At 66.1% G+C, this 20,520-nt stretch carries 24 protein-coding genes; 11 read left to right on the top strand and 13 right to left on the bottom strand.

Going from position 1 to position 20,520, the window contains the following annotated elements:
• Positions 1 to 36: 36 nt before the first annotated feature.
• The 3 genes from U0C82_RS03520 to rpsT all read right to left on the bottom strand — a co-directional run bounded on the left by U0C82_RS03520 (position 37) and on the right by rpsT (position 1,980).
• Positions 37 to 600 carry a GNAT family N-acetyltransferase gene (locus U0C82_RS03520; protein WP_322185664.1) on the bottom strand — a complete coding sequence of 188 codons (564 nt, stop codon included), beginning with the start codon at positions 598 to 600 and terminating at the stop codon, positions 37 to 39.
• On the bottom strand, positions 597 to 1,442 hold the full coding sequence (gene sseA / locus U0C82_RS03515; RefSeq protein ID WP_322185663.1) for a 3-mercaptopyruvate sulfurtransferase: 846 nt from the start codon (positions 1,440 to 1,442) through the stop codon (positions 597 to 599). The genes U0C82_RS03520 and sseA overlap by 4 nt, the downstream gene beginning before the upstream one ends.
• Before the next feature lie 268 nt (positions 1,443 to 1,710).
• On the bottom strand, positions 1,711 to 1,980 hold the full coding sequence (rpsT, locus tag U0C82_RS03510) for a 30S ribosomal protein S20 (protein ID WP_322185662.1): 270 nt from the start codon (positions 1,978 to 1,980) through the stop codon (positions 1,711 to 1,713).
• Between the two features lie 308 nt (positions 1,981 to 2,288).
• On the opposite strand from rpsT, the gene U0C82_RS03505 reads away from it, so the two are divergent.
• The 3 genes from U0C82_RS03505 to U0C82_RS03495 all read left to right on the top strand — a co-directional run bounded on the left by U0C82_RS03505 (position 2,289) and on the right by U0C82_RS03495 (position 3,485).
• Positions 2,289 to 2,591, top strand: a complete 303-nt coding sequence (locus U0C82_RS03505) for a YggT family protein (protein WP_322185661.1) — start codon at positions 2,289 to 2,291, stop codon at positions 2,589 to 2,591.
• Positions 2,592 to 2,600: 9 nt separating this feature from the next.
• Complete coding sequence (locus U0C82_RS03500) at positions 2,601 to 2,924, top strand: DUF167 domain-containing protein (RefSeq protein ID WP_322185660.1); 324 nt, start codon at positions 2,601 to 2,603, stop codon at positions 2,922 to 2,924.
• A 366-nt stretch (positions 2,925 to 3,290) separates the two neighbouring features.
• The gene (locus U0C82_RS03495; RefSeq protein ID WP_322185659.1) at positions 3,291 to 3,485 is read left to right on the top strand and encodes a hypothetical protein; all 195 of its coding nucleotides are present in this window, start codon (positions 3,291 to 3,293) and stop codon (positions 3,483 to 3,485) included.
• Positions 3,486 to 3,536: 51 nt separating this feature from the next.
• Here the strand turns inward: U0C82_RS03495 and ubiA are convergent, their stop codons facing one another.
• Positions 3,537 to 4,520 carry a 4-hydroxybenzoate octaprenyltransferase gene (gene ubiA, locus U0C82_RS03490; protein ID WP_322185658.1) on the bottom strand — a complete coding sequence of 328 codons (984 nt, stop codon included), beginning with the start codon at positions 4,518 to 4,520 and terminating at the stop codon, positions 3,537 to 3,539.
• Positions 4,521 to 4,700: 180 nt separating this feature from the next.
• On the opposite strand from ubiA, the gene purD reads away from it, so the two are divergent.
• The gene (gene purD / locus U0C82_RS03485; protein ID WP_322185970.1) at positions 4,701 to 5,972 is read left to right on the top strand and encodes a phosphoribosylamine--glycine ligase; all 1,272 of its coding nucleotides are present in this window, start codon (positions 4,701 to 4,703) and stop codon (positions 5,970 to 5,972) included.
• Positions 5,973 to 6,006: 34 nt separating this feature from the next.
• Here purD and U0C82_RS03480 read toward each other — a convergent pair whose 3' ends face one another.
• The 7 genes from U0C82_RS03480 to U0C82_RS03450 form a co-directional block, all read right to left on the bottom strand.
• On the bottom strand, positions 6,007 to 6,657 hold the full coding sequence (locus U0C82_RS03480; protein WP_322185657.1) for a DsbE family thiol:disulfide interchange protein: 651 nt from the start codon (positions 6,655 to 6,657) through the stop codon (positions 6,007 to 6,009).
• Positions 6,654 to 6,848, bottom strand: coding sequence for a heme exporter protein CcmD (ccmD, locus tag U0C82_RS03475; protein ID WP_322185656.1), 195 nt, complete (start codon positions 6,846 to 6,848; stop codon positions 6,654 to 6,656). Before ccmD ends, U0C82_RS03480 begins: the two co-directional genes overlap by 4 nt.
• Complete coding sequence (locus U0C82_RS03470; protein ID WP_322185655.1) at positions 6,845 to 7,624, bottom strand: heme ABC transporter permease; 780 nt, start codon at positions 7,622 to 7,624, stop codon at positions 6,845 to 6,847. Before U0C82_RS03470 ends, ccmD begins: the two co-directional genes overlap by 4 nt.
• A gap of 184 nt (positions 7,625 to 7,808) precedes the next feature.
• Positions 7,809 to 9,296, bottom strand: coding sequence for a cobyric acid synthase (locus tag U0C82_RS03465; protein ID WP_322185654.1), 1,488 nt, complete (start codon positions 9,294 to 9,296; stop codon positions 7,809 to 7,811).
• Positions 9,297 to 9,408: 112 nt separating this feature from the next.
• Positions 9,409 to 10,152 (bottom strand): TSUP family transporter, encoded by a 744-nt coding sequence (locus U0C82_RS03460; protein WP_322185653.1) that lies wholly within the window; start codon positions 10,150 to 10,152, stop codon positions 9,409 to 9,411.
• 95 nt (positions 10,153 to 10,247) lie between these two features.
• Positions 10,248 to 11,060 carry a PhzF family phenazine biosynthesis protein gene (locus U0C82_RS03455; protein ID WP_322185652.1) on the bottom strand — a complete coding sequence of 271 codons (813 nt, stop codon included), beginning with the start codon at positions 11,058 to 11,060 and terminating at the stop codon, positions 10,248 to 10,250.
• A gap of 94 nt (positions 11,061 to 11,154) precedes the next feature.
• Positions 11,155 to 11,595 (bottom strand): GNAT family N-acetyltransferase, encoded by a 441-nt coding sequence (locus U0C82_RS03450; RefSeq protein WP_322185651.1) that lies wholly within the window; start codon positions 11,593 to 11,595, stop codon positions 11,155 to 11,157.
• A 191-nt stretch (positions 11,596 to 11,786) separates the two neighbouring features.
• Here U0C82_RS03450 and U0C82_RS03445 point away from each other — a divergent pair, with 191 nt between their 5' ends.
• Positions 11,787 to 12,995, top strand: coding sequence for an MFS transporter (locus tag U0C82_RS03445; protein WP_322185650.1), 1,209 nt, complete (start codon positions 11,787 to 11,789; stop codon positions 12,993 to 12,995).
• Here the strand turns inward: U0C82_RS03445 and U0C82_RS03440 are convergent.
• A complete protein-coding gene (locus U0C82_RS03440; RefSeq protein WP_322185649.1) occupies positions 12,965 to 13,651 on the bottom strand; it encodes a DapH/DapD/GlmU-related protein in 687 nt (228 codons plus the stop codon). The two genes, U0C82_RS03445 and U0C82_RS03440, sit on opposite strands and share 31 nt — an antisense overlap.
• 89 nt (positions 13,652 to 13,740) lie before the next feature.
• Here U0C82_RS03440 and U0C82_RS03435 point away from each other — a divergent pair, with 89 nt between their 5' ends.
• The 4 genes from U0C82_RS03435 to U0C82_RS03420 all read left to right on the top strand — a co-directional run bounded on the left by U0C82_RS03435 (position 13,741) and on the right by U0C82_RS03420 (position 17,475).
• Complete coding sequence (locus tag U0C82_RS03435) at positions 13,741 to 13,914, top strand: hypothetical protein (RefSeq protein ID WP_322185648.1); 174 nt, start codon at positions 13,741 to 13,743, stop codon at positions 13,912 to 13,914.
• 43 nt (positions 13,915 to 13,957) lie between these two features.
• Complete coding sequence (locus U0C82_RS03430) at positions 13,958 to 14,551, top strand: SCO family protein (protein ID WP_322185647.1); 594 nt, start codon at positions 13,958 to 13,960, stop codon at positions 14,549 to 14,551.
• 166 nt (positions 14,552 to 14,717) lie between these two features.
• Positions 14,718 to 16,601: a cation:proton antiporter gene (locus U0C82_RS03425; RefSeq protein WP_322185646.1), complete on the top strand. Its 1,884-nt coding sequence runs from the start codon at positions 14,718 to 14,720 to the stop codon at positions 16,599 to 16,601.
• A 4-nt stretch (positions 16,602 to 16,605) separates the two neighbouring features.
• Positions 16,606 to 17,475, top strand: coding sequence for a 50S ribosomal protein L11 methyltransferase (locus tag U0C82_RS03420; RefSeq protein WP_322185645.1), 870 nt, complete (start codon positions 16,606 to 16,608; stop codon positions 17,473 to 17,475).
• A gap of 170 nt (positions 17,476 to 17,645) precedes the next feature.
• On the opposite strand, the gene U0C82_RS03415 is transcribed toward U0C82_RS03420, so the two are convergent.
• Positions 17,646 to 17,849 carry a hypothetical protein gene (locus U0C82_RS03415; protein WP_322185644.1) on the bottom strand — a complete coding sequence of 68 codons (204 nt, stop codon included), beginning with the start codon at positions 17,847 to 17,849 and terminating at the stop codon, positions 17,646 to 17,648.
• A gap of 359 nt (positions 17,850 to 18,208) precedes the next feature.
• Here U0C82_RS03415 and U0C82_RS03410 point away from each other — a divergent pair, with 359 nt between their 5' ends.
• Positions 18,209 to 20,035, top strand: coding sequence for an aminopeptidase P family protein (locus tag U0C82_RS03410; RefSeq protein WP_322185643.1), 1,827 nt, complete (start codon positions 18,209 to 18,211; stop codon positions 20,033 to 20,035).
• A gap of 72 nt (positions 20,036 to 20,107) precedes the next feature.
• Positions 20,108 to 20,509, top strand: coding sequence for a (R)-mandelonitrile lyase (locus tag U0C82_RS03405; protein WP_322185642.1), 402 nt, complete (start codon positions 20,108 to 20,110; stop codon positions 20,507 to 20,509).
• The last annotated feature ends 11 nt before the right edge of the window (positions 20,510 to 20,520 follow it).

Genomic DNA, 20,520 nt, shown 5'->3' with positions numbered 1-20,520 from the left:
CATTCGCGTCGCCCGCGTGTCGGGCGCGTTAGGGGCTCAGTCGGCCGCCAGCTGCGCCTTCAGGAACGAATCATAGGTGGGCGTCTTCACCTCGCGCGTGGCGTATGAGGTGAAGCCGTGCTTGCGGTAGAGCGCGAAGGCGGCGGGGTGATCGAGCGTGTTCGTCTCGATCGTCAGGCGTTCCGGCTTCTCGTCGAAGCCGGCCGCGATGGCAGCTTCGAGGAGCGGGCCCGCGAGGCCTTTTCCACGAAAGGGCCCGAGAATCCCGAAATGCACGATCCGGGCCTGGCGGACGTTCCGCTTGATTTCGATCTCGAACCAGCCCACGGTCTCGTGTTCGATCTGGCTGAGATAGATCCGCGTGCGCGGGCTGTGGATCTCGTCGGCTAGAGACTTGTCGGAGACGAGGCGCGAGGTCCAGTGGTGGGCGGCGCCCACCGCGCTGTACAGCTCGCGATAGCGCATCAACGGGATGCGCGGCACCTCGAACACCCGCATATCCTGGCCCTTCGCGGGCACCGGCTCCCGCGTCCCGTACGTCTCCAGCGTCATTTCCAGGCTCGTGACCCGTGTCGTGAGAAGCTCGACACGAACCATCATCGTCCGCTCTCCACGTCCGTATCCGATGCCGCGCCCCATTCGCTCCACGATCCGTCGTAGAGCTTCACGTCGCGGTTGCCGAGGGTTTCGAAGGCGAGATTGATGACGGCCGCCGTCACCCCCGAGCCGCAGCTCGTCACGGCCGGCGCATCCGGCTTCACGCCGGCGGCCTCCATCAGCGCGCGCAAATCGCTTTCGGACTTCAGGCGGCCGTTTTCCTGAAGCTGAAGGAACGGCAGATTGGCCGAACCCGGCATGTGGCCCGAGCGTACGCCCGGGCGGGGTTCGGGGACGGACCCGGAAAACCGGTCCGATGGCCGGGCATCGACGATCGTTCGCTCGCCGTTCGCCACGAATTCGCGCATGTCTTCCAGCCCCGCGACCGCCTCCCTGTCGAAGGTGGGCGTGAAGCTGCGCGGCGTCGGTGCCATGGGCCCGGTCTCGACCGGGTGGCCGCCTTCGATCCAGGCCGGGTAGCCGCCATCCAGAATGCGCACGTCCCGGGCGCCGAAGGTGCGCAGCATCCACCAGACGCGCGGCGCCGAGAACAGGCCCATGCCGTCATAGACGACGAGGGTGTCGGTCTCGCAGAGGCCGAGCGCCCCGACCTTGTCGGCGAAGACATCCGGCGGGGGCAGCGTATGCGGCAGGGATGCGCCCGGATCGACGATGTCGTCCTGGTCGAAGAACACCGCGCCGGGGACATGGCCGGCCTCGAACTCGGCTTTCGCGTGTCGTCCCTGGGCCGGCAGATACCAGGAGGCGTCCACGATGGAGAGGCCGGTCCGACCGATGATCTCGGCCAGGGCGCCGGGTGAGATGAGGAAAGGGTTCTGGCTCATGAACTCAAGATTGGAAGACCAGCCCCGGTTCGGCAAGGGACAAGAGGACGCGAAAGCGTGATCGTGCCGTCCTGCGCGCCATCCGGACGCAAAGGGTCGGTTTCAGTCGATATGCGGGAAAGGCAGAAGGCGGACCGCGCAAACGCCAAAAGGCCCGGTTCGACCCGAGCCTTCTCTGGCACTCAATTCTGGCATTCATCCGGTCTGGCATTCATCCGGCGTCGGGACGCCGGAGCGAAACCCGTCCGCCAATGTCAGGCGCCGGGCCTTACGCGTCGGCGAGCTTGCCGACGCGCTGTGCCAGCCGGGAAATCTTGCGCGAGGCGGTGTTCTTGTGGAACACGCCCTTCGAGGATGCGCGCATCATTTCGGGCTCGGCCTGCTTGAAGGCTTCACGCGCGGCGGCCTTGTCGCCGGATGCGAGGGCCTCTTCGACGCGGCGCAGGAACGTGCGAACGCGCGAACGGCGGGCAGTGTTGATTTCGGTGCGGCGGGCGATCTTGCGCGCCGCCTTCTTGGCCGAAGGAGTGTTGGCCATCGGGCGTCTCTCTCTTGTCTAAACTGAACGTCGTCAGATTCGTTGAATTCGTCTTATACGACCGATGAGATTTTGACGTCGCACCCGGACCAAAGACGAAAAAGCGCCCCTGGAGGCGCTGAAGGTCTTGGGGCTCGTATAGTCGCGACGGGCTCATGCGTCAAGCATGCGAACGCTTCTGTGCCGTCGCAATCGAAGGAGCGGCCGTTTCGGGCGAATTGTCCCGGACAAGTTGCCTTTCGTTTGCAGGGGCGGCCCGTCGTGGCTACATGGACACTCGGATCAATCGAGAGGAAAAGTCGCCCGCCATGCTCGCCGTTCTCAATGTCCTGATGCTCGCTCTCAACATCTATTGGTGGATCATCATCGCCTCGGCCATCCTCTCCTGGCTCTACGCCTTCAATATCGTCAATGCCGGCAACCAATTCGTCGATTCCATCGGGCAGTTTCTCTACAGGGCGACCGAACCGGTGTTCCGGCGCGTGCGCCGCGTGATGCCGGATCTCGGCGGAATCGATCTGTCGCCGCTCGTCGTGCTGCTCGGCATCTTCTTCCTGCAGCAGGTCATCTACATCTATCTCTATCCGGCGGTCCAGCGGGCGGGCATCTGATCCGCCGGCGTGCCCGAACCCTTTCTGCAGCCTGTCGAGGGCGGAATGAAGCTGTTCGTGAGGGTGACGCCGAAGGCATCCCTCGACCGCGTGGGCGGCGTATCGGAGGACGGCGCGGGCCGCTTGCGGCTCCAGCTGAAGCTGCGCGCGGTGCCCGAGGAGGGACGTGCGAACGCAGCGCTCGTGAAGCTCGTCGCCAAGGTGTTCGGCGTCGCGAAAACCTCGGTGAGCGTCGTGGCAGGGCATGCGAACCGTTCGAAGACGGTGTTGATCGAGGGCGAGCACGCGGCGCTTGCGGGCGTGGCTGACAGGCTCGGTAAGTCGCCGTCCTGATCGCCGCGCGTCAACTGGCATGGGTGCCTTCGTCGGGTCCGTGCCAGATCCAAGTCTGCGGGCGAACGGGCCGGACCATGTTTTCGGGGCGCTTTGCCGGGTCTCGAAGGCGGCGGGCCTTACGCGTTCCGGCGCTTTCCGGCATCCGACCGTCAGACGAGCCTGACGCTTCCCAACCGCTTCTGCGGCGCTGCCGCATTCAATTGCACAAATGATATGCATGCCTAAAATTTGGGATTGTGTGGTGGGCGCGATGTCTTAATCTGATGAGAGGATCCGGCCTGCCAGGGAAGGAAGGCGACCGGACCCGTCGATCCAAGCGGGAGGTCGATCGGCGATTGTCATCAACGCGAACGAGGTTTCGCCATGATCGCCATGACCCTTTTCCTCTGCCTCAAGTCCGAGCCCGGCGAATGCCACCGCGAGAACGTGTCCTTCCAGGGCACGCTCGTGCAATGCGCCATGTTCGGCCAGGTCGCCGCCCTCGAACATATGAAGGGCCGGCCCAAATGGTCGCTCCGGCGCTATCGGTGCGCGCCGGTGGAGATGTCCGAAGCGTGATGGCCATGGCGGGTGCCCGAGCGCCTGCGTTGCTGGCGCGCGCGGCGGTCCTTACGCCGCGCTGATCGACCAGAGCGCGGAAAAGACCAGGCCGAAGAAGATGATCCACCCGAAGGCGCTGTTCGACTTGAACAGCCGCAGGCATTCGGACGGGTCGTCGATATCGAGGTTCCGGATCTGCCAGCCCATCTGGATGGCTCCGACGGCAAGGCCCGCATAGGCCGGCCAGCTCGTGCTGCTGCCCGTCGCGAGAAATGCGAGGAAGAACAAAGCGATCGCGCCGCCGTAAAGGAGGATGATCGCCTCGCGTGTCTTTTCCCCGAAAAGCTGGGCCGTGGAACGCACGCCGACCAGCGCGTCGTCCTCCTTGTCCTGATGGGCGTAGATCGTGTCGTAGCCGATCACCCAGAGGATCGAGCCGACATAGAGAAGCACCGGCGCGATCGACAGGCTGCCCCAGAAGCAGGCCCATCCCATGAGCGCGCCCCAGGAAAAGGCGAGCCCCAGCCCGAGCTGCGGCCAGTTCGTCACCCGTTTCAGGAACGGATAGATCGCCACCGTGCCGAGCGAGGCGATGCCGAGGGCAATCGCGAAGGCGTTGAACTGGATGAGAACCACGAAGCCGGTGAGCGCCTGCGCCACCATGAAGAGCTTGGCGTCGCGCCGGCTGACGCGGCCCGACGGCAGTGGGCGCGAGCGGGTGCGCGCCACCGAGGCGTCGATGGTCTCGTCGACGAGATCGTTGTAGGTGCAGCCGGCCCCGCGCATGGCAATGGCCCCGACGAGAAACAGGAACAGGTGCCAGAAGCTCGGCAGCCCGGTGTGGACCGCCGTCGTGGGGGCTGCCAGCGGCGCCATCGCGGCGGACCACCAGCAGGGCCACATCAGAAGCTGCCAGCCGATCGGCCTGTCCCAGCGCGCAAGCTGCGCATAGGGCCACAGGGTTTGCGGCAGATAGCGATAGACCCAGTTCTGCGACGGTGCATCCGAAACGCGGTCTGCTTCTGATGCGAGGATTTGATCGCGATTCGACATGGCTTGGAAAAAGCGTGTTCGAACGACGCCAGTCAAGCTTTTTCCTCTGCCGCTTCGTGAAAAACCCGTCACCGGACGGCCCGTCTCGCCCCTGTGGCTTGACCCGCAAGCGCCTGGCTTCGTATCGCGGAGACAACGACCGGGAGCGTTCACTCCCGACCCATGGAGCATTGAATGGCGATCGACATCCTTCTCATCGGATCGGGCGGACGCGAGCACGCGCTGGCCTGGAAGCTCGCGCAGTCTCCGCAATTGGGAACGCTGTACGCGGCACCCGGAAACCCCGGCATCGGCCAATTTGCCCGCCTCGCCGATCTTGATGCCGGCGATCAGGATGCGGTGGCGGCGTTCTGCCGGGACAAGGGCATCGGTCTTGTCGTCGTCGGCCCGGAAGTGCCGCTGGTGTCAGGGCTTGCCGATCGGCTGGAAGCCGAAGGGTTCGCCGTCTTCGGCCCTTCGGCGTCCGCCGCGCGCCTCGAGGGCTCGAAGGGCTTCACCAAGGATCTGTGTTCGCTCAACGATATTCCGACCGCGCGCTACCAGCGCTTCAACAATGCGCCGGATGCCCGGGCGGCGATCGCGGACCGGCCGGGGCCGATCGTCATCAAGGCCGACGGCCTGGCCGCCGGCAAGGGCGTGACCATCGCCGAGACGCGCGCCGAGGCCAACGCCGCCATCGATGCCTGCTTCGACGGGGAGTTCGGCGGCGCCGGAGCCGAACTCGTGATCGAGGAATTCCTGGAAGGCGAGGAGGCGAGCCTCTTCTGCATCTGCGACGGACACCGCGCGCTCCTGTTCGGGACCGCCCAGGACCACAAGCGGGCGTTCGACGGCGACCGGGGTCCGAACACCGGCGGCATGGGTGCCTATTCCCCTGCGATCGGCCTCAGCGAGGCGCAGATCGCCCGCGTCATGCGCGAGATCATCGAGCCGACGATGCGGGGGATGGCGAATCAGGGCGCGCCGTTCAAGGGCGTTCTCTATGCCGGCCTGATGCTGACGGATGCCGGGCCGCAGCTGATCGAATACAATGTCCGCTTCGGCGATCCGGAATGCCAGGTCCTGATGATGCGGCTGAAGTCCGATCTCCTGCCGATCCTTCTGGCGGCCGCGAAGGGCGACCTTTCGGGCGTCACCCCCGAATGGTCGAGCGCGCGGGCGCTGACGATCGTCATGGCCTCGAACGGCTATCCCGGCGCCTACGAGAAGGGCACCGTGATCGCGAGCCTGCCGGAGACGGGCGACGAGACGATGATCTTTCACGCCGGAACCGCAAGGGACGGCGACCGCCTGACCGCCACGGGCGGGCGCGTTCTCAACGTGACGGCGCTCGGCGACACGGTCCACGCGGCCGCCCGCAACGCCTACGATCTCCTGGCCGGCGTCGAATGGGACAACGGCTTCTGGCGCTCCGACATCGGCCACAAGGCGATCATGCGCGAGGAGGGGTAGGCAGCTCTCCCGCTTGCGCGTCCTGGACCTCCGCTCAACTCGTCGGCGAATCCGGTGTGTCTTGCCCGTCGAGAAGGTTCTCCAGCGCCGGGAGCAGTTCCGTGCGGAAGGCTTCCTCCGACAGGGGGCCCGTCTGCTTGAAGACGATGCGTCCGTCCGGGGAGACGAGGAAGCTTTCGGGAACGCCGTAGACGCCCCAATCGATGGTGGCCGAGCCCTTCTGGTCGACGCCGATGGCGTCGTAGGGATTGCCGAGCGATTCCAGGAAGCCGCGCGCATTGGCCGGCTGGTCCTTGTAGTTGATCGCCACGATGTCGAGGCGCTCGTCATGGGACAATTCCATCAGGAAGGGATGCTCCTGACGGCAGGGCCCGCACCAGGAGGCGAAGACGTTGACCAGCATCGGTTTCGTCGGCGGCGTCGTCAGATCGAGGCCGGGCATGGGCCGGCCGTCGGCCGTCGCCACCCCGTCCAGCGCCGGCAGCACGGTCTTCGGCGCGGGCTTGTCGATCAGCACGGAGGGGATCTCGGTGATGTCGCGGCCCAGCTGGTTCTGGTAGAGCGCATCGAAGAAGAGCCCCGCAAGGCCCGCGAACAGGATGAGCGGCAGGGCCACGAGGATGCCGCGCCTGATGGAGAACGGCTTGCGCGGCGTCGGCGTCTTTCGGTTCTCGGGATCGCTCATCGGCTTTGCGCCCCTTCGGGCAGGTTGGCGGGTTGCGGGGCCGAACGGCGGCGGATGCCGCGCGCTTCGAGGTCCTTGAGCGCGCGCGCCTGCGCCCTCGCATCGACGACGATCCAGACCATCAGGAGGAGAATGAACAGCGCGGAGAAGCCGTAGGCGGCCAGAATGAACCCGGTATAGTCGCCGCTCATGCGGGCACCTCGGCGCTCTGGCGCTCGGCCTTGCGGGCCGCGAGCCTCGTCAGCGCCTCGACGCGGCGGCGCAGGATTTCGGTGCGCATGGCCGTGAGGTGCAGCGCGAAGAACAGGAGGGTGAAACCGATCGCCGAAATGAGCAGCGGCGTCAGGAATTCGGCGGGCATGGCCGGCCCCTCGACCCGCATCACGCTCGCCGGCTGATGCAGCGTGTTCCACCAGTCGACCGAGAACTTGATGATCGGAATGTTGATCCAGCCGACGAGGACGAGGATCGCGGCCGGCTTGGCGGCCTTGCCCGGTTCGTCCAGGGCGCGGGTGAGCGCGATCAGGCCGAGATACATGATGAGGAGGACGAACACCGAGGTGAGCCTTGCGTCCCACACCCACCATGTGCCCCACATCGGCCGTCCCCAGATCGATCCGGTGAGGAGCGCCAGCACCGTGAACACCGCGCCGATCGGCGCTGCGGCCTTGATCGAGACATCGGCCAGCGGATGGCGCCAGACCAGGGTGCCGAGGGCCGACAGCGCCATCACGCTCCAGATCATCATGCAGAGCCAGGCGAACGGCACGTGGATGAACATGATGCGCACGGTCGCACCCTGCTGGTAATCCTCCGGCGCGAGGAAGCCCATCACGAGGGCCGCGAGGATCGAAAGGCCGGCCACGGCATAGAGCCAGGGCTGGATCTTCCCCGACAGCTCCAGGAAGCGGGTCGGATTGGCGAGGATGGCGAAGCGGCCGGGCCGCCCTGTGGCTGTGTTGCTCATGCAGGATATTTAGCCCGTCCCTCAAACGCCTGCAAATCCAAAAGCCTGCGGCAACGGTGTTTGGGGTTGAACTGTTCGCGATGAGGCTCGGCGCGTGACACCTCGATGTTCGCTCGTTCGGGTGGCCCGCCGGCTCCGGTCGCCGCCGACACGGAACGCCGGCCGGGACCGAGGCGGTTTGGCGTCAGCGGCGACGGGCGATGTCCAGCAGGCTGTCGCAGTCGATGCTCCGCTCGATATGATCGGCCAGTTCGTCGAGCGCGGCCGCGACGCCCTCGCGGTAGCTCTGGCCGGTCGGGGCGAGCCCGAGGCGAGCCAGGAGGTCGCGGCGAAACCCGTCATTGGCGAAGATGCCGTGCAGATAGGTGCCGAACACCCGGCCGTCGGCGCTCGTCGCGCCCTCCGGCACGCCGCCGACGAGGCAGACCGGACGCTCGCAATCGCGCCCGCGCGTCGCGCCGAGATGGATCTCGTAGCCCTCGAGCGGTCCGCCGGAAAGATCGGTCGCAAGGTTCTCGCGCACGGTCTTGTCCTTGGCGAGCACGGTCTCGACGTCGAGAAGCTTCAGGCCCTCGCAGTCCCGCCTGTCCCCCTCGATCCCGTGCGGATCGAAAACGCGTTGCCCCAGCATCTGGTAGCCGCCGCAAAGCCCGACGACATGGCCGCCTCTCGCCACATGGGCGGCGAGATCGACGTCCCACCCGTTGGCGCGGAAGGCGTCGAGATCGGCGATGGTCGATTTCGAGCCGGGGATCAGCACGAGATCGGCATCCGCCGGCAGCGGATCGCCCGGGGCCACGAACACGAGATCGACGCCAGCCTCGTGGGCGAGCGGATCGCAATCGTCGAAATTGGCGATCCGGCCAAGACGCGGCACGGCGATGGTGATGGCGCCGGTCTTCACGTTCCTCCGGCCGCGCCGTTCGAGCGCGACGGAATCCTCCGCCGGCAGCCGGTTCGCCGCGTCGATATGGGGAATGACGCCGAAGCATCGCCAACCGGTGAACCCTTCGATCGCGCGCAGCCCGTCGTCGAACAGGATCACGTCGCCGCGGAACTTGTTGATCAGATAGCCGGCGATCGTCGCCCGGTCCCGAGGATCCAGGATCGCGTGCGTGCCGACGAGGGAGGCGATGACGCCGCCCCGATCGATATCGCCGACGAGCACGACCGGCACCTTCGCGGCCACGGCAAAGCCCATGTTCGCGATATCGTTGGCGCGCAGATTGATCTCGGCGGGCGAGCCCGCGCCCTCGACGATGACGAGATCGGCATCCCGTCCCAAGGTCTCGAAGCTCGACAGCACGGCGCCGAGAAATCGGCCCTTGAGCGCTTGGTAGTCGCGGCCCTTCGCAGCTCCGGCCATCTTGCCGTTGAGGACGATCTGGCTTCCGGTCTCCGATTGCGGTTTGAGAAGAACCGGGTTCATCAGCACCGTCGCCGGCGTCCCGCAGGCCAGCGCCTGCACCCATTGCGCGCGCCCGATCTCGCCGAATTCGGCGGTGCCGGGAATGCGCGCGACGGCCGCATTGTTCGACATGTTCTGCGGCTTGAACGGGCGGACGGTCAGTCCGCGCCGGGTGAACAGCCGGCACAGCCCCGCCACCAGAACGGACTTGCCGACATCCGAGCCGGTGCCCTGCAGCATGATGGCGGGTGTGCGCTTCGTCATGGAGCTCCTGCCTAGAGCATCGGGCCGAGGATTGGAGGGGGTTTCGGAATGCCGATGTTTGAAATCAAAGAGATGGCTGGAGCATCGCGCGTCTGAACAGACCCACGATGCGCTAGCCGATGAGCAGCTTGGCGGCCAGCGCGAGACAGGTGACGACGAGGAGGGGCCGGATGAGCCTGGAGCCGAAGCGCATGGCCGTCGCGGCGCCCAGCCTCGCGCCCAGGAACTGGGCGACGCCCATCGACAGCCCGACGCTCCACATCACCGCACCGCCGAAGACGAAGACGATCAGCGATCCGATATTGGACGAGAAGTTCAGGAGCTTGGTGTGGGCCGTTGCCTTGAGGACGCCGTAGCCGGCAAGCGTCACGAAGGCGATCATGAAGAACGAGCCGGTGCCCGGTCCGAACAGGCCGTCATAGGCGCCGATCAGGGGCACGGCGAAACCGACGAAGAAGGCCGGCGACACCCGCCGTTCCCGGTCGAGATCGCCGAGGCCGGGGCGGACGGCGAAGAAGATCGCGACCGCGACGAGAAGGAAGGGCAGAAGGGTCTCGAGAATCTGGGTCGGCACCACGAAGGCGAGGAGCGCGCCGCCGGCGGCCCCGACGCCCGAGGCGAGTGCCGCCGGCCATTGGCTCTTCAGGTCGACATGGCCTTTGGCCGCATAGGCGAGGGTGGCCGAGCCCGAGCCGAACATGCCCTGGACCTTGTTGGTGCCGAGCACCGTCAGCGGGTCCATGCCCGACAGGAGCAGCGCCGGAATGGTGATGAGGCCGCCGCCGCCGGCGACCGCATCGATATAGCCGGCGACGAAGGCGGCCGCGACGAGAAGGAGAAGAATATCGACGGGCATGGGATCGAACCTGAACTGGGGCTTTTCGGACCGCTGATCGTGCCGTCCCCGTTGGCAGAGGCGGGGCCGGCGCGCAAGCCGTCGTCATGCGTCCCTCATGCCGGAACGTGAATGCGGCCTTCGAGATACAGGACGCCATGGCCGGACACCACGATCGTCTCCCCGTCGATCTCGCACCAAAGGTCGCCGCCCCGCTTCGAGACCTGTCTCGCGCTCAGCACGCTCTTGCCCAGGCGCTCGCCCCAGAACGGGGCCAGCATGCAGTGCGCCGAGCCCGTGACCGGGTCCTCGTCGATGCCGGCGGCCGGCGCGAACATGCGGCTGACGAAATCGACATCGCCGCCTTTCGCCGTCACCACCACGTTGCGGGCATCGAGAGCCGCGACCGCGCGCAGATCGGGGTCGAGGGCGCGAACATCGGCTTCCGTGTCGAAGACCGCGAGATAGCTTGCATCGCCGGCGACGTCGGCAAAGTGCACCTCGCTCGGCGCTTTTCCGAGGGCGTCCGACAGGTCGGCGAAGGCCCCGGCCGGCTCTGGCCTGCGGATCGGCAGGCGCATCACGAACCGGCCGTCGCGCTCGCGGGTCACGGTCAGTTCGCCCGATTCGCGCGTTGCGAATGTCAGCCTCTCCGCTTTCACACCAAGGCATTCGCAAAGGACGAAGGCGGTTGCGAGCGTCGCGTGCCCGCACAGCGGCACCTCGATCTCCGGCGTGAACCAGCGAAGACCCCAGCGGTTCTCGCCTTGCGCGACGAAGAAGGCGGTCTCGGCGAGATTGTTCTCCGCCGCAATGGTCAGCATCACCGCGTCAGCCAGCCAGTCGTCCAGCGGCACGACGGCCGCCGGATTGCCGGCAAAGAGCGTGCGCGTGAAGGCGTCGACCTGATAGATGGGGAGGGTCGGCATGGCATCGTCCTCGATCGTTGGTCCCGGCAAGGCAAGCCCGAAGCCGGCGGCAAACGCCAATCATTTTGCGTGATCGTCCCATTCGCCCGGGCGATCAGCGCCGGTATTCGATGAACCCCGTCCGAACGCCGATCCGGTCGTAGAGGCACCGTGCGACCGCGTTGGTCTCCTGCGTCATCCAGTAGATCTTTGCGCAACCATGCGCGTCGGCGGCCGCATAGACCGCTTCGATCAGGGCGCGCGCGATTCCCGCCCCGCGCTGGTCCGGTTCGACCCACAGATCCTGCAGATAGCAGGCGTCCGCGATCCGCCAGCCGTGGCGGTGGAAAAGATAATGGGCAAGACCGACGAGCCGGCCGTCCCGGACCGCCACGAGGCCGCGAAATTCGCCGCGTTCCCCGGACATCATGCGCGCAAAGCTCGTCTCGTAGACCTCGTCCTCGACCGATGTTTCGTAGAAACCGAGATAATTCGTCCACGACGCGCGCCATTGGTCCTTGTCCAGGGGCGCGAGAGGGCGGATTTCGCATGTCATGAGGTCGGGTCCATCAGGCCGTTGTCGTCGCCCATGTTCTATCCGGCGCCGGCCTTGCCCGCCAACCCGTCCGGCGTTACGTCGCGACATGGTGTCTCCGGCCGAACGCCACGGCAGCCATGTTCAAGCGCGCCGATCGTCCGCTCCGGCCCTCGGCGCTTCCCGACGATCCTTTGAAACCGGTGCATGTCATGACCGCGACCAGCGACGCAGAAACGGGTTCGACCCTTGCCTCCGAACCCAAGGGCATCGGCACCGTCCTCACCATCCTGTTCGCGTTCGCCTGCGGGGCGCTCGCCGCCAATCTCTATTATGCCCAGCCGCTCGTCGCGCTGATCGGCCGGGACACCGGGCTTGCCGTATCGCTGGAAAGCCTCATCGTCACCGCCGCGCAGGCCGGCTACGCCATCGGGCTCATCCTCCTCGTGCCGCTCGGCGACATCTTCGAGAACCGGAAGCTGATTCTCGCGACCATGGTGCTGAACCTCTTCAGCCTCGCCGGGCTCGCCCTGCTGCCGGGGCTGTTCGCGCTGTTCTCCATGACGCTCCTCGTCGGAATCACCTCCGTCGGCGCGCAGATGATCGTGCCGCTGGCCGCCAGCCTCGCGCCGGCCCACAAGCGGGGCGAAATCGTCGGCAACGTGATGACCGGGCTTCTCGGCGGCATTCTGCTTGCGCGGCCCGTCGCCAGCTTCCTTGCCGAACATGTCGGCTGGCGCGGGGTCTTCGGGGTGTCGGGCCTCGTCGTCGCGCTGATTCTCGCGACCGGATACTTCATCATCCCGTCCCGCCAGCCGAGGACCGGCAAGGGCTACCGCGAACTCATCGGCTCCCTCGGCCATCTTTTCGTGAGCGAGCCGGTGCTGCGCCGGCGCGGGCTCTACCATGCGGCGATGTTCGCGTCCTTTTCCATGTTCTGGACGGCGGCCCCGGTGATCCTCTTCCGCGAACCCTTCGCCTTCTCGCCGGGCGAGGTCGCGCTGTTCACCCTGGCCGGGGTCTTCGGGGTCGTCGCCGCGCCCGTCGCGGGCCGCCTCGCCGATCGTGGCCACACCCATGTCGGCACCATGGTCGCGATCTGTCTGGCCATCGCAGCCTTCGTGCTTGCCTGGTTCGGTCAGACGACCTTCTGGCCGCTGCTGCTCGCCGGCATCGTCATCGATCTCGGCGTCCAGGCCAATCTCGTCCTGGGACAGCGCGAGATCTACCAGCTCGACGAATCGATCCGGAACCGCCTGAACGCGGTCTACATGACGACCTTCTTCCTCGGCGGCGCGATCGGCTCGGCGCTGGCGAGCCCGCTTCTCGAAACCTTCGGCTGGACGGCGGTCTGCCTCGTCGGCGCAGGACTGCCGGCGTCGGCTCTGGCCTATTTCCTGCTGGTCGAGCGCGAGGGCTGAAGCGCTTCCCACTTGTCGAGAAAGGCCTCGATCGTGAGTTCGGCCATGTCGGGCACGGCGTCGAACAGGGTTTCGCGGGGCCAGTCCCACCAGGCGAGCGCCGCAAGGCGGGCGGCGGTCGCGGGGTCGAACCGCGGGCGAAGCGGGCGTGCGGGGACACCTGTGACGATCGTGTAGGGCGCGACATCCTTCGTGACGACGGCGTTCGCGCCGATCACCGCGCCGTCGCCCACCGTGACGCCCGGCATGATCACCGCGTTCTGGCCGATCCAGACATCGTTGCCGATGGTCACAGACGCCGCCCGGCGCGCGTCGATGAACGCGTGGTCGACCGGGCGCCAGCGAAAATATTCGTTGGGCCGGTAGGCGATCTTGTGGGTGGTGACCCGGTCCAGCGGGTGGGCGAGCGCGTTGATCCGCACATTGGGGGCGATCGAGCAGAACTTGCCGATCGTCGCATAGGCGGCTTCTCCCCCGGTCTCGAAATAGGAGAAGGCGCCGACGGCGACGTCGCGCAGCGTCACGCGCGCGGCGATCTCCACATGCTCGCCGATCCGGCAGCCTTTCGTGGAGGCGCTCTGGTGGATCTTCGGCCGGCCGTCGCGAAAGCGAAGCGCGAGATGGGACGGGTCGTTTTCGGGATCGTAATCCGGCATTGCGTCGATTTCGTCGGTCGGGTGGGATCGGGCGCGAAGGAAGCGGGCAGGCGGGTGGAGAAGGCTGCGCTTTGCGGTATACTCGTCGCATGCCGAACTCAACGCAAACCGCAACTCCATCGAACGTTCGCCAGGGACTGCTCCTGGCCGCGATCCTCGTCGTCGTCGGCGGAATTTCGTTCGGGGCGGTTCTCGGCTGGATCATTTACGGCGAGACGATTTTCCGTCAGGCAGTGGCCGATGGCTGGGCGCTGTGCTTCTGACGGAGCCCGGCGCGCGAACGGAACGATGTGGGACTTTGACGACATGAAAGCATTTCGAATTGCGCTCTGGGTGGCTGCCGCCCTCTTGGCTGGGGCGACCGCCGCGATCTTCTGGTCGATGCAGGGGACGGACCCGCGCGCGTTCGCCAGCGACGAGCCCTATGGCGCGCCGTTCCGGCTCGTCGACCAGAACGGCGAGGCGGTGACGGAAGCGGCGTTGCGCGGGCGACCGTCCGCCGTGTTCTTCGGCTTCACCCATTGCCCCGAGGTCTGCCCGACGACGCTCTACGAACTGGCCGGTTTCCAGGAGGAAATCGAGGCTTCGGGCGCCGAGCCGTTCCGGATCGTCTTCGTCACCGTCGATCCGACCCGCGATACGCCGCAGATCCTCAAGGATTATGTCGGTGCCTTGAGCGAGGACGCGCTGGCCCTGACCGGCGAGCCCGACCAGGTTGCGGACATGTTGAAGGGTTGGGGCGTCTACGCCGAGAAGGCGGACGACAGCGAGAACTACAACATGAACCATACCGCGACGACCTTTCTCATCGACGCGGAGGGCCGGCTTCAGGGCACGCTCGGCTACGGCGAGGATCCGGCCACGGCGAAAGCCAAGCTCGAGCGCCTGTCGGGCGTCTAGACGCCCGCGAGCCTTCGCGTGAACCCTTCGAAAGATTGTGCCGGCGCTTCACTGCGTCGCACAATGGGCTTCCCGGCCGGCGTTTCTGGGCTAGGTTCACGGATCCTGGCATCCGTCCCGGTCCGGTACGGTCTGCCCATCCCTTCATGACTCGGAACGGACATCTATGAGCGATCTCGCCTTTCAAATCGCGTTGATCGGGTTTGCCGGCATCGCGGCGCAGTGGATCGCGTGGCGGTTCCAGCTTCCGGCGATCGTCCTGCTGCTTGCCGTCGGCCTGCTGTTCGGCCCGGTCCTCGGCGTGATGAACCCGAGTGTCGACTTCGGCGAACTCTACACGCCGCTCGTGTCCACAGCGGTCGCGATCATCCTGTTCGAAGGCGGGCTGACGCTCAATTTCCGCGAGATCAAGGAGACCTCGCAGGCCGTCCGGCGCATCGTTCTCCTCTCCGGCCCGCTCGTCTGGTTTCCCACAGCTCTCGCCGCCCACTATGTCGGCGGCCTCAGCTGGCCGACCGCCATCGTGCTCGGCGCGCTCTTGGTCGTCACCGGGCCGACGGTCATCATGCCGCTGCTGCGCAACGCCAAGCTGAAGACCCGGCCGGCTTCGATCCTGCGCTGGGAGGCGATCGTCAACGATCCCCTCGGCGCGCTCTTCGCCGTGATCTCGTTCGAGGCCTATCTCGTCCTCCACGGCAATCACGACGCTGAAAACCTCGTCTTCAATCTCGTCTTCGCCCTGACCATCGCCATCGGCGGCGGCATTCTCGCGGGCCGCGCGCTCGGCTGGCTGTTCACCCGCGGACATTCGCCGGAATATCTGAAGGCGCCGATCCTGTTCGCGGCCGTCGTCGGCATGAACGCGATGACGAACCTCATTCTCGAGGAAGCCGGACTGCTCACCGTCACCGTCATGGGCATCACCATGGCGAACGCGAAGATCTCTTCCCTCAACGAACTGCGCCGCTTCAAGGAGACGATCACGATCCTCCTCGTGTCGGGCCTGTTCATCGCTCTGACCGCCTCGCTCAGCCGGGAGACGATCCTCAGTCTCCATTGGGAGGCGCTCTGGTTCATCATCGTGATCCTCGTCGTCATCAGGCCGATCGCCATCGGTCTATCGACCATCGGTGCCGGGCTCGACTGGCGCGAACGGCTCTTCGTCGGCTGGATCGCGCCGCGCGGCATCGTCGCGGTCGCCGTCGCGGGCCTGTTCGGTCAGACCCTGTCGAACATGGGCGTCGCCGACGGCCAGGAGATGATCGCCTACACCTTCGCCGTGGTGGCGGTGACGATTTTCCTGCACGGCTTCACGCTCGGGCCGCTGTCCAGGATCCTCAAGCTGCGGAACGCGGTTCGTCCGGGCATTCTCCTGGTCGGCGCCTCGCCCTTCACCATCGATCTGGCCAAGCGCCTGAAGAGCGACGAGGTGCCGGTGTTGATCGCCGACGGCAACTGGTCGCATATTTCCGATGCGCGCTATTCGGAGGTCGAGACTTGGTACGGGGAGATCCTGTCGGAATCGGCCCATCACAATCTCAATCTCGCCCGCTTCGACCAGCTCATCGCGGCGACTGACAACGATGCCTACAATGCGCTGATCACGACCGACTTCGCGCCCGAACTCGGCCGGTCCGACGTGTTCCAGATCGGTCGCAACGGCGGCTCCGATCGCCGGTCGATGAACTTCACCATCGGCGGGCTTCCGCTGTTCCAGCCGGGCAAGACCTATAACGAGCTGAACGAGATGATCGAGCAGGGCTGGGTCTTCCAGTCGACCCGGCTGACCGAGGAGTTCGACTTCGAGGATTTCCGCGAGGCGCGCCCGCCCGAGACCCAGATGCTGCTCTGGATCAAGCCGTCCGGCGCCATCCTCTTCGCCACGGTCGAGGGCGTCAGCGATCCCGTCGTCGGCGACCGCATCATCTCCTTCGTGCCGCCGCGCCTGGCGCGCGACAAGGAGAAGATCGAGAAAGCGACCACGACCGACAGGATCAAGCGCGAGGAGCGCGCCCGCAAGACCATCGAAACCGTGACGAACAAGGCTTGAACTCATGCAGGTACGCTATTTCGCACACGGGCCGAAGGCCGAGGCCGAGCTTTGGTATCAGGCACTCGAGACGGCGTTCGAGGACGAGGGCGCGCCGCTCGGATTGACCGAGATCGACGAGGCGCGTCAGATCTACGAGGCCTGCGCCTATCTCGACGTCGCGGACGGGGGCGCCGACCGGGCCGGCGAATTCGCCGAGGTGACCGGGGTTCCGCTCGGCGAGGTCGGATGCGAGATGCTGCCCGACAAGGACTGGATGGCCGAGGTGCTGGCCGGCCTGAAACCCGTGCGTGCGGGGCGCTTCCTGGTTCACGGCGGCCATGATCGCGGCAAGGTCGACGCCGACGACATCTCCATCGAGATCGAGGCGGGGATGGCGTTCGGCACGGGCCATCACGGCACGACGGCAGGATGCCTGATGATGATCGAGGAAGAGCTGCTGCGCCGGACGCCGCGTGCCACGCTCGACCTCGGCACCGGCAGTGCGGTGCTCGCCATCGGCGCCGCGAAGTTCGGCGCGATCGACGTGCTCGCCACCGATATCGATCCGGTGGCTGTCGCCGTCGCCCGGGAGAACGCTTCGGCGAACGGGGTTTCGGACCGGGTCGAGGTGATCGAGGTGACCGGATTCGATTCCCCGACGATTGCCGAGCGCGGGCCGTTCGACCTGATCATCGCCAACGTCCTTGCCGGACCCTTGAAGGAGATGGCCCCGGACTTCGCGGCCCATCTGAGCGAGAGCGGCCGCGTCATCCTGTCGGGGATCCTGGTCGATCAAGGCGCCGGCGTCCTCGACGCCTTCGATGCCGAAGGGTTGCGTCACGTCAAGACGCTGACGATGGGCGAATGGGTGACGCTGCTGTTGGAGCGGTGAGACAGCTGCGGGAAGGATTGCGATCTCGTCCTCGAGAAGACCCGGCGATCGGCGCCGCCGTCCGAGCGAGGCCTCAGGGATCGCATCCGCGGGTTTCGCACTCCGGACAGCAAGAAGCCCGCGCTGGCGTCCAGCACGGGCTTTCTTGAGATTTGGTGCCGAGAAGCGGTTTAGCGCCTCGGTGCGGCCACATCGTGTGGTGCGCTGCGGACCATTTCGTCGAAGTCGCGGCCATAGACCGAGAGGTTCTGACGAACATAGGCCCGGGCCTGGCGTTCGCGTGCCTCGATCATCCTGTCGAGCGCGTTGCGGAAGATGCCCTTGGGGGGCGAAACCTTGCGCATGGACAGATCCGTGTAATTGTTCGTTGCCATGTCTGTAGTCCCCTTTATGGTCGTGCGACTGGCGCGTCTGTCTGTCTCCCTGCAACCAATATGGTCCGATCGATCCGGTTCAGGCAGGCGGCCGGACGCATAGCTCCCTTCCGTCTGCTGCAATGCAGCATGGGGTCGCGTTAAGACTTGGGTAAGCAGGATGTGATCGCGGTTTCATGCCCGTCTCCGGCACCTCGCGCTCTCGCCGACGCTCCGGTTTCGGGCATCGGCTTTCCGCAAGTCGATTCCGGTTTTCGGGCCGATCCTCCGGGTCGGACAGTGAGGTGCCCCTGTTTCGCGCCGCGCCGGCGCTGTAAAGACGCGGCGACAGAGCATTTTATCGATCGAAAGGCCGTTTCATGTTTCAGAACTTCGACGACGTCAGCGATTCCTCCACGAGTGCAAGCCGCGTCGCGGACCTTCGGGAGCGGCTGAAGGCGTTCGACATCGACGGCATGGTGATCCCGCGCGCCGATCGTCATCAGAACGAATATATTCCCGAAAGCGAGGCGCGGCTCGAATGGCTGAGCGCCTTCACCGGCTCGGCCGGCACGGCCGTCGTCCTCCCGCACAAGGCCGCCGTCCTGTCGGACGGCCGTTATACGATCCAGTTGCGCGAGCAGATCGATATTGCCGTGTTCGATCCGGTCTCCTCCGTCGAGACGTCGCTTGGCGACTATCTCAGCGAGCATGGCAAGGGGCTCACCATCGGCATCGATCCGTGGCTCGTCACGATCTCGGGCGTCAAGCGCCTGAAGGATGCTCTCGAGGCCCGGGGCGGCAAACTCGTGATGCTTGCCGACAATCCGATCGATCTCGCCTGGACCGACCGCCCGACTGCCTCCGCCCCGGCGGTGCGCCTGCAGCCGATCGAATTTGCCGGACGGCAAGCCGCGGACAAGATCGCCGAGATCGCGAGGGCGGTCGAGGCGGCGGGATGCGACCTGACAGTTCTCACCGACCCCGCCTCGGTCTCCTGGCTCTTCAATATCCGGGGCAACGACGTCGCGCATACGCCGCTCGTCCTGTCCTTCGCCACGGTCTCGAAAACCGGCGAGGCGGTGCTGTTCGTCGATCCGCGAAAGCTCGGCGACGAGGTCAAGGCGGCGCTCGAGGCGGTCGCGCGCATCGCGCCTTACGAGGATTTCACCCAAGGGCTGCGCGCGCTCGCGGCCGGTGCGAAGACCGGGCTCGACAAGGATCTCGCCGTGGCCGCGATCGAGGAGATCGTCCGCGAAGCCGGCGGCACCGTCATGGCCATGGACGATCCGGTTCGCCTGCCACGCGCCCGCAAGAACGAAGCGGAGATCGCCGGAAGCCGCGCCGCCCACAAGCGCGACGGCGCCGCGATGGTGGCGTGCCTGGCCTGGCTGGACCGGCAGGCGCCCGGCTCGGTCAGCGAGATCGAAGTGGCTGAGGCGCTGGAGCAAAGCCGCATCCGGTTCGGGGAGGCCGACGGCGAGGCGCTGCAGGACATCTCGTTCGACACGATTGCCGGCGCGGGTCCGCATGGGGCGATCGTGCATTACCGGGTGAACCGCGCCTCGAACCGCACCCTTTGCGACGGCGAACTGTTCCTTCTCGATTCGGGCGGTCAGTACCGGGACGGCACGACCGACATCACCCGCACCATCGCGATCGGCGAGCCGGTCGCCGACATGCGCGCCATGTTCACCCGCGTTCTGAAGGGCATGATCGGGATCTCGCTGGCGCGCTTTCCGAAGGGAACGCGCGGCGTCGATCTCGACGTTCTCGCCCGTATCGCCCTGTGGAAGGCCGGCGTCGACTACGCCCATGGCACGGGCCACGGGGTCGGCGCGTTTCTGGCGGTGCACGAGGGGCCGCAGACGCTGTCGCGGCGCGGCATGACGGCGTTCGAGCCCGGCATGATCGTGTCCAACGAACCCGGCTACTACAAGGAGGGCGCGTACGGCATTCGCATCGAGAACCTCGTTCTGGTAACCCGGGAGAGCGACATCGAAGGCGGCGAAACTTCGATGATGGGCTTCGAGACCCTGACGCTCTGTCCGATCGATCGGCGCCTGATCGATCCGGGCCTGATGACGGCCGAGGAAATCACCTGGCTCGATGCCTATCACGCGCAGGTCCGGGGGGCGCTCACCCCCATGCTGGACGTGGACGAGGCGGCATGGCTCGCGGAGGCGACCCGGCCGCTCGCTTCTTGAGCGGACTGATCCATGTGATTTACGACGGCACGGATGTTCAAGACGTGCGATCGATCTGGGGAGAAACGGACGATGGATATTCGGCGGCGTGCGGAACGCACATCGGAAACGGCCTCATCGGACTATTTCACCGGTGACGTGACGGCGGAGCGCTTGTTCGAGGCGCCGGATCCGGCCCGCACCGCGGCCGTTCGGGTCACCTTCCAGCCCGGTGCGCGCACCGCCTGGCACACTCATCCGCTCGGCCAGACGCTTTATATCGTCGAGGGCACCGGCCTCGTCCAGCGCGAATGCGGCGATATCGAAACGGTCGGCGTCGGCGATGTCGTGATGTTCGCGCCGGGCGAAAAGCACTGGCATGGCGCTTCGCGGGACAGCATGATGACGCATATCGCGATCCACGAGCGAAAGGACGGCAACCATGTCGAATGGCTCGAAAAGGTGAGCGACGACCAGTATGAGGGACGCGGCTGAGCCTCGGCGCG

This window comes from Fulvimarina uroteuthidis, from assembly GCF_034321785.1.
GTDB classification, from domain to species: domain Bacteria; phylum Pseudomonadota; class Alphaproteobacteria; order Rhizobiales; family Rhizobiaceae; genus Fulvimarina; species Fulvimarina uroteuthidis.
This window is presented reverse-complemented; position numbering and strand designations above follow the sequence as displayed.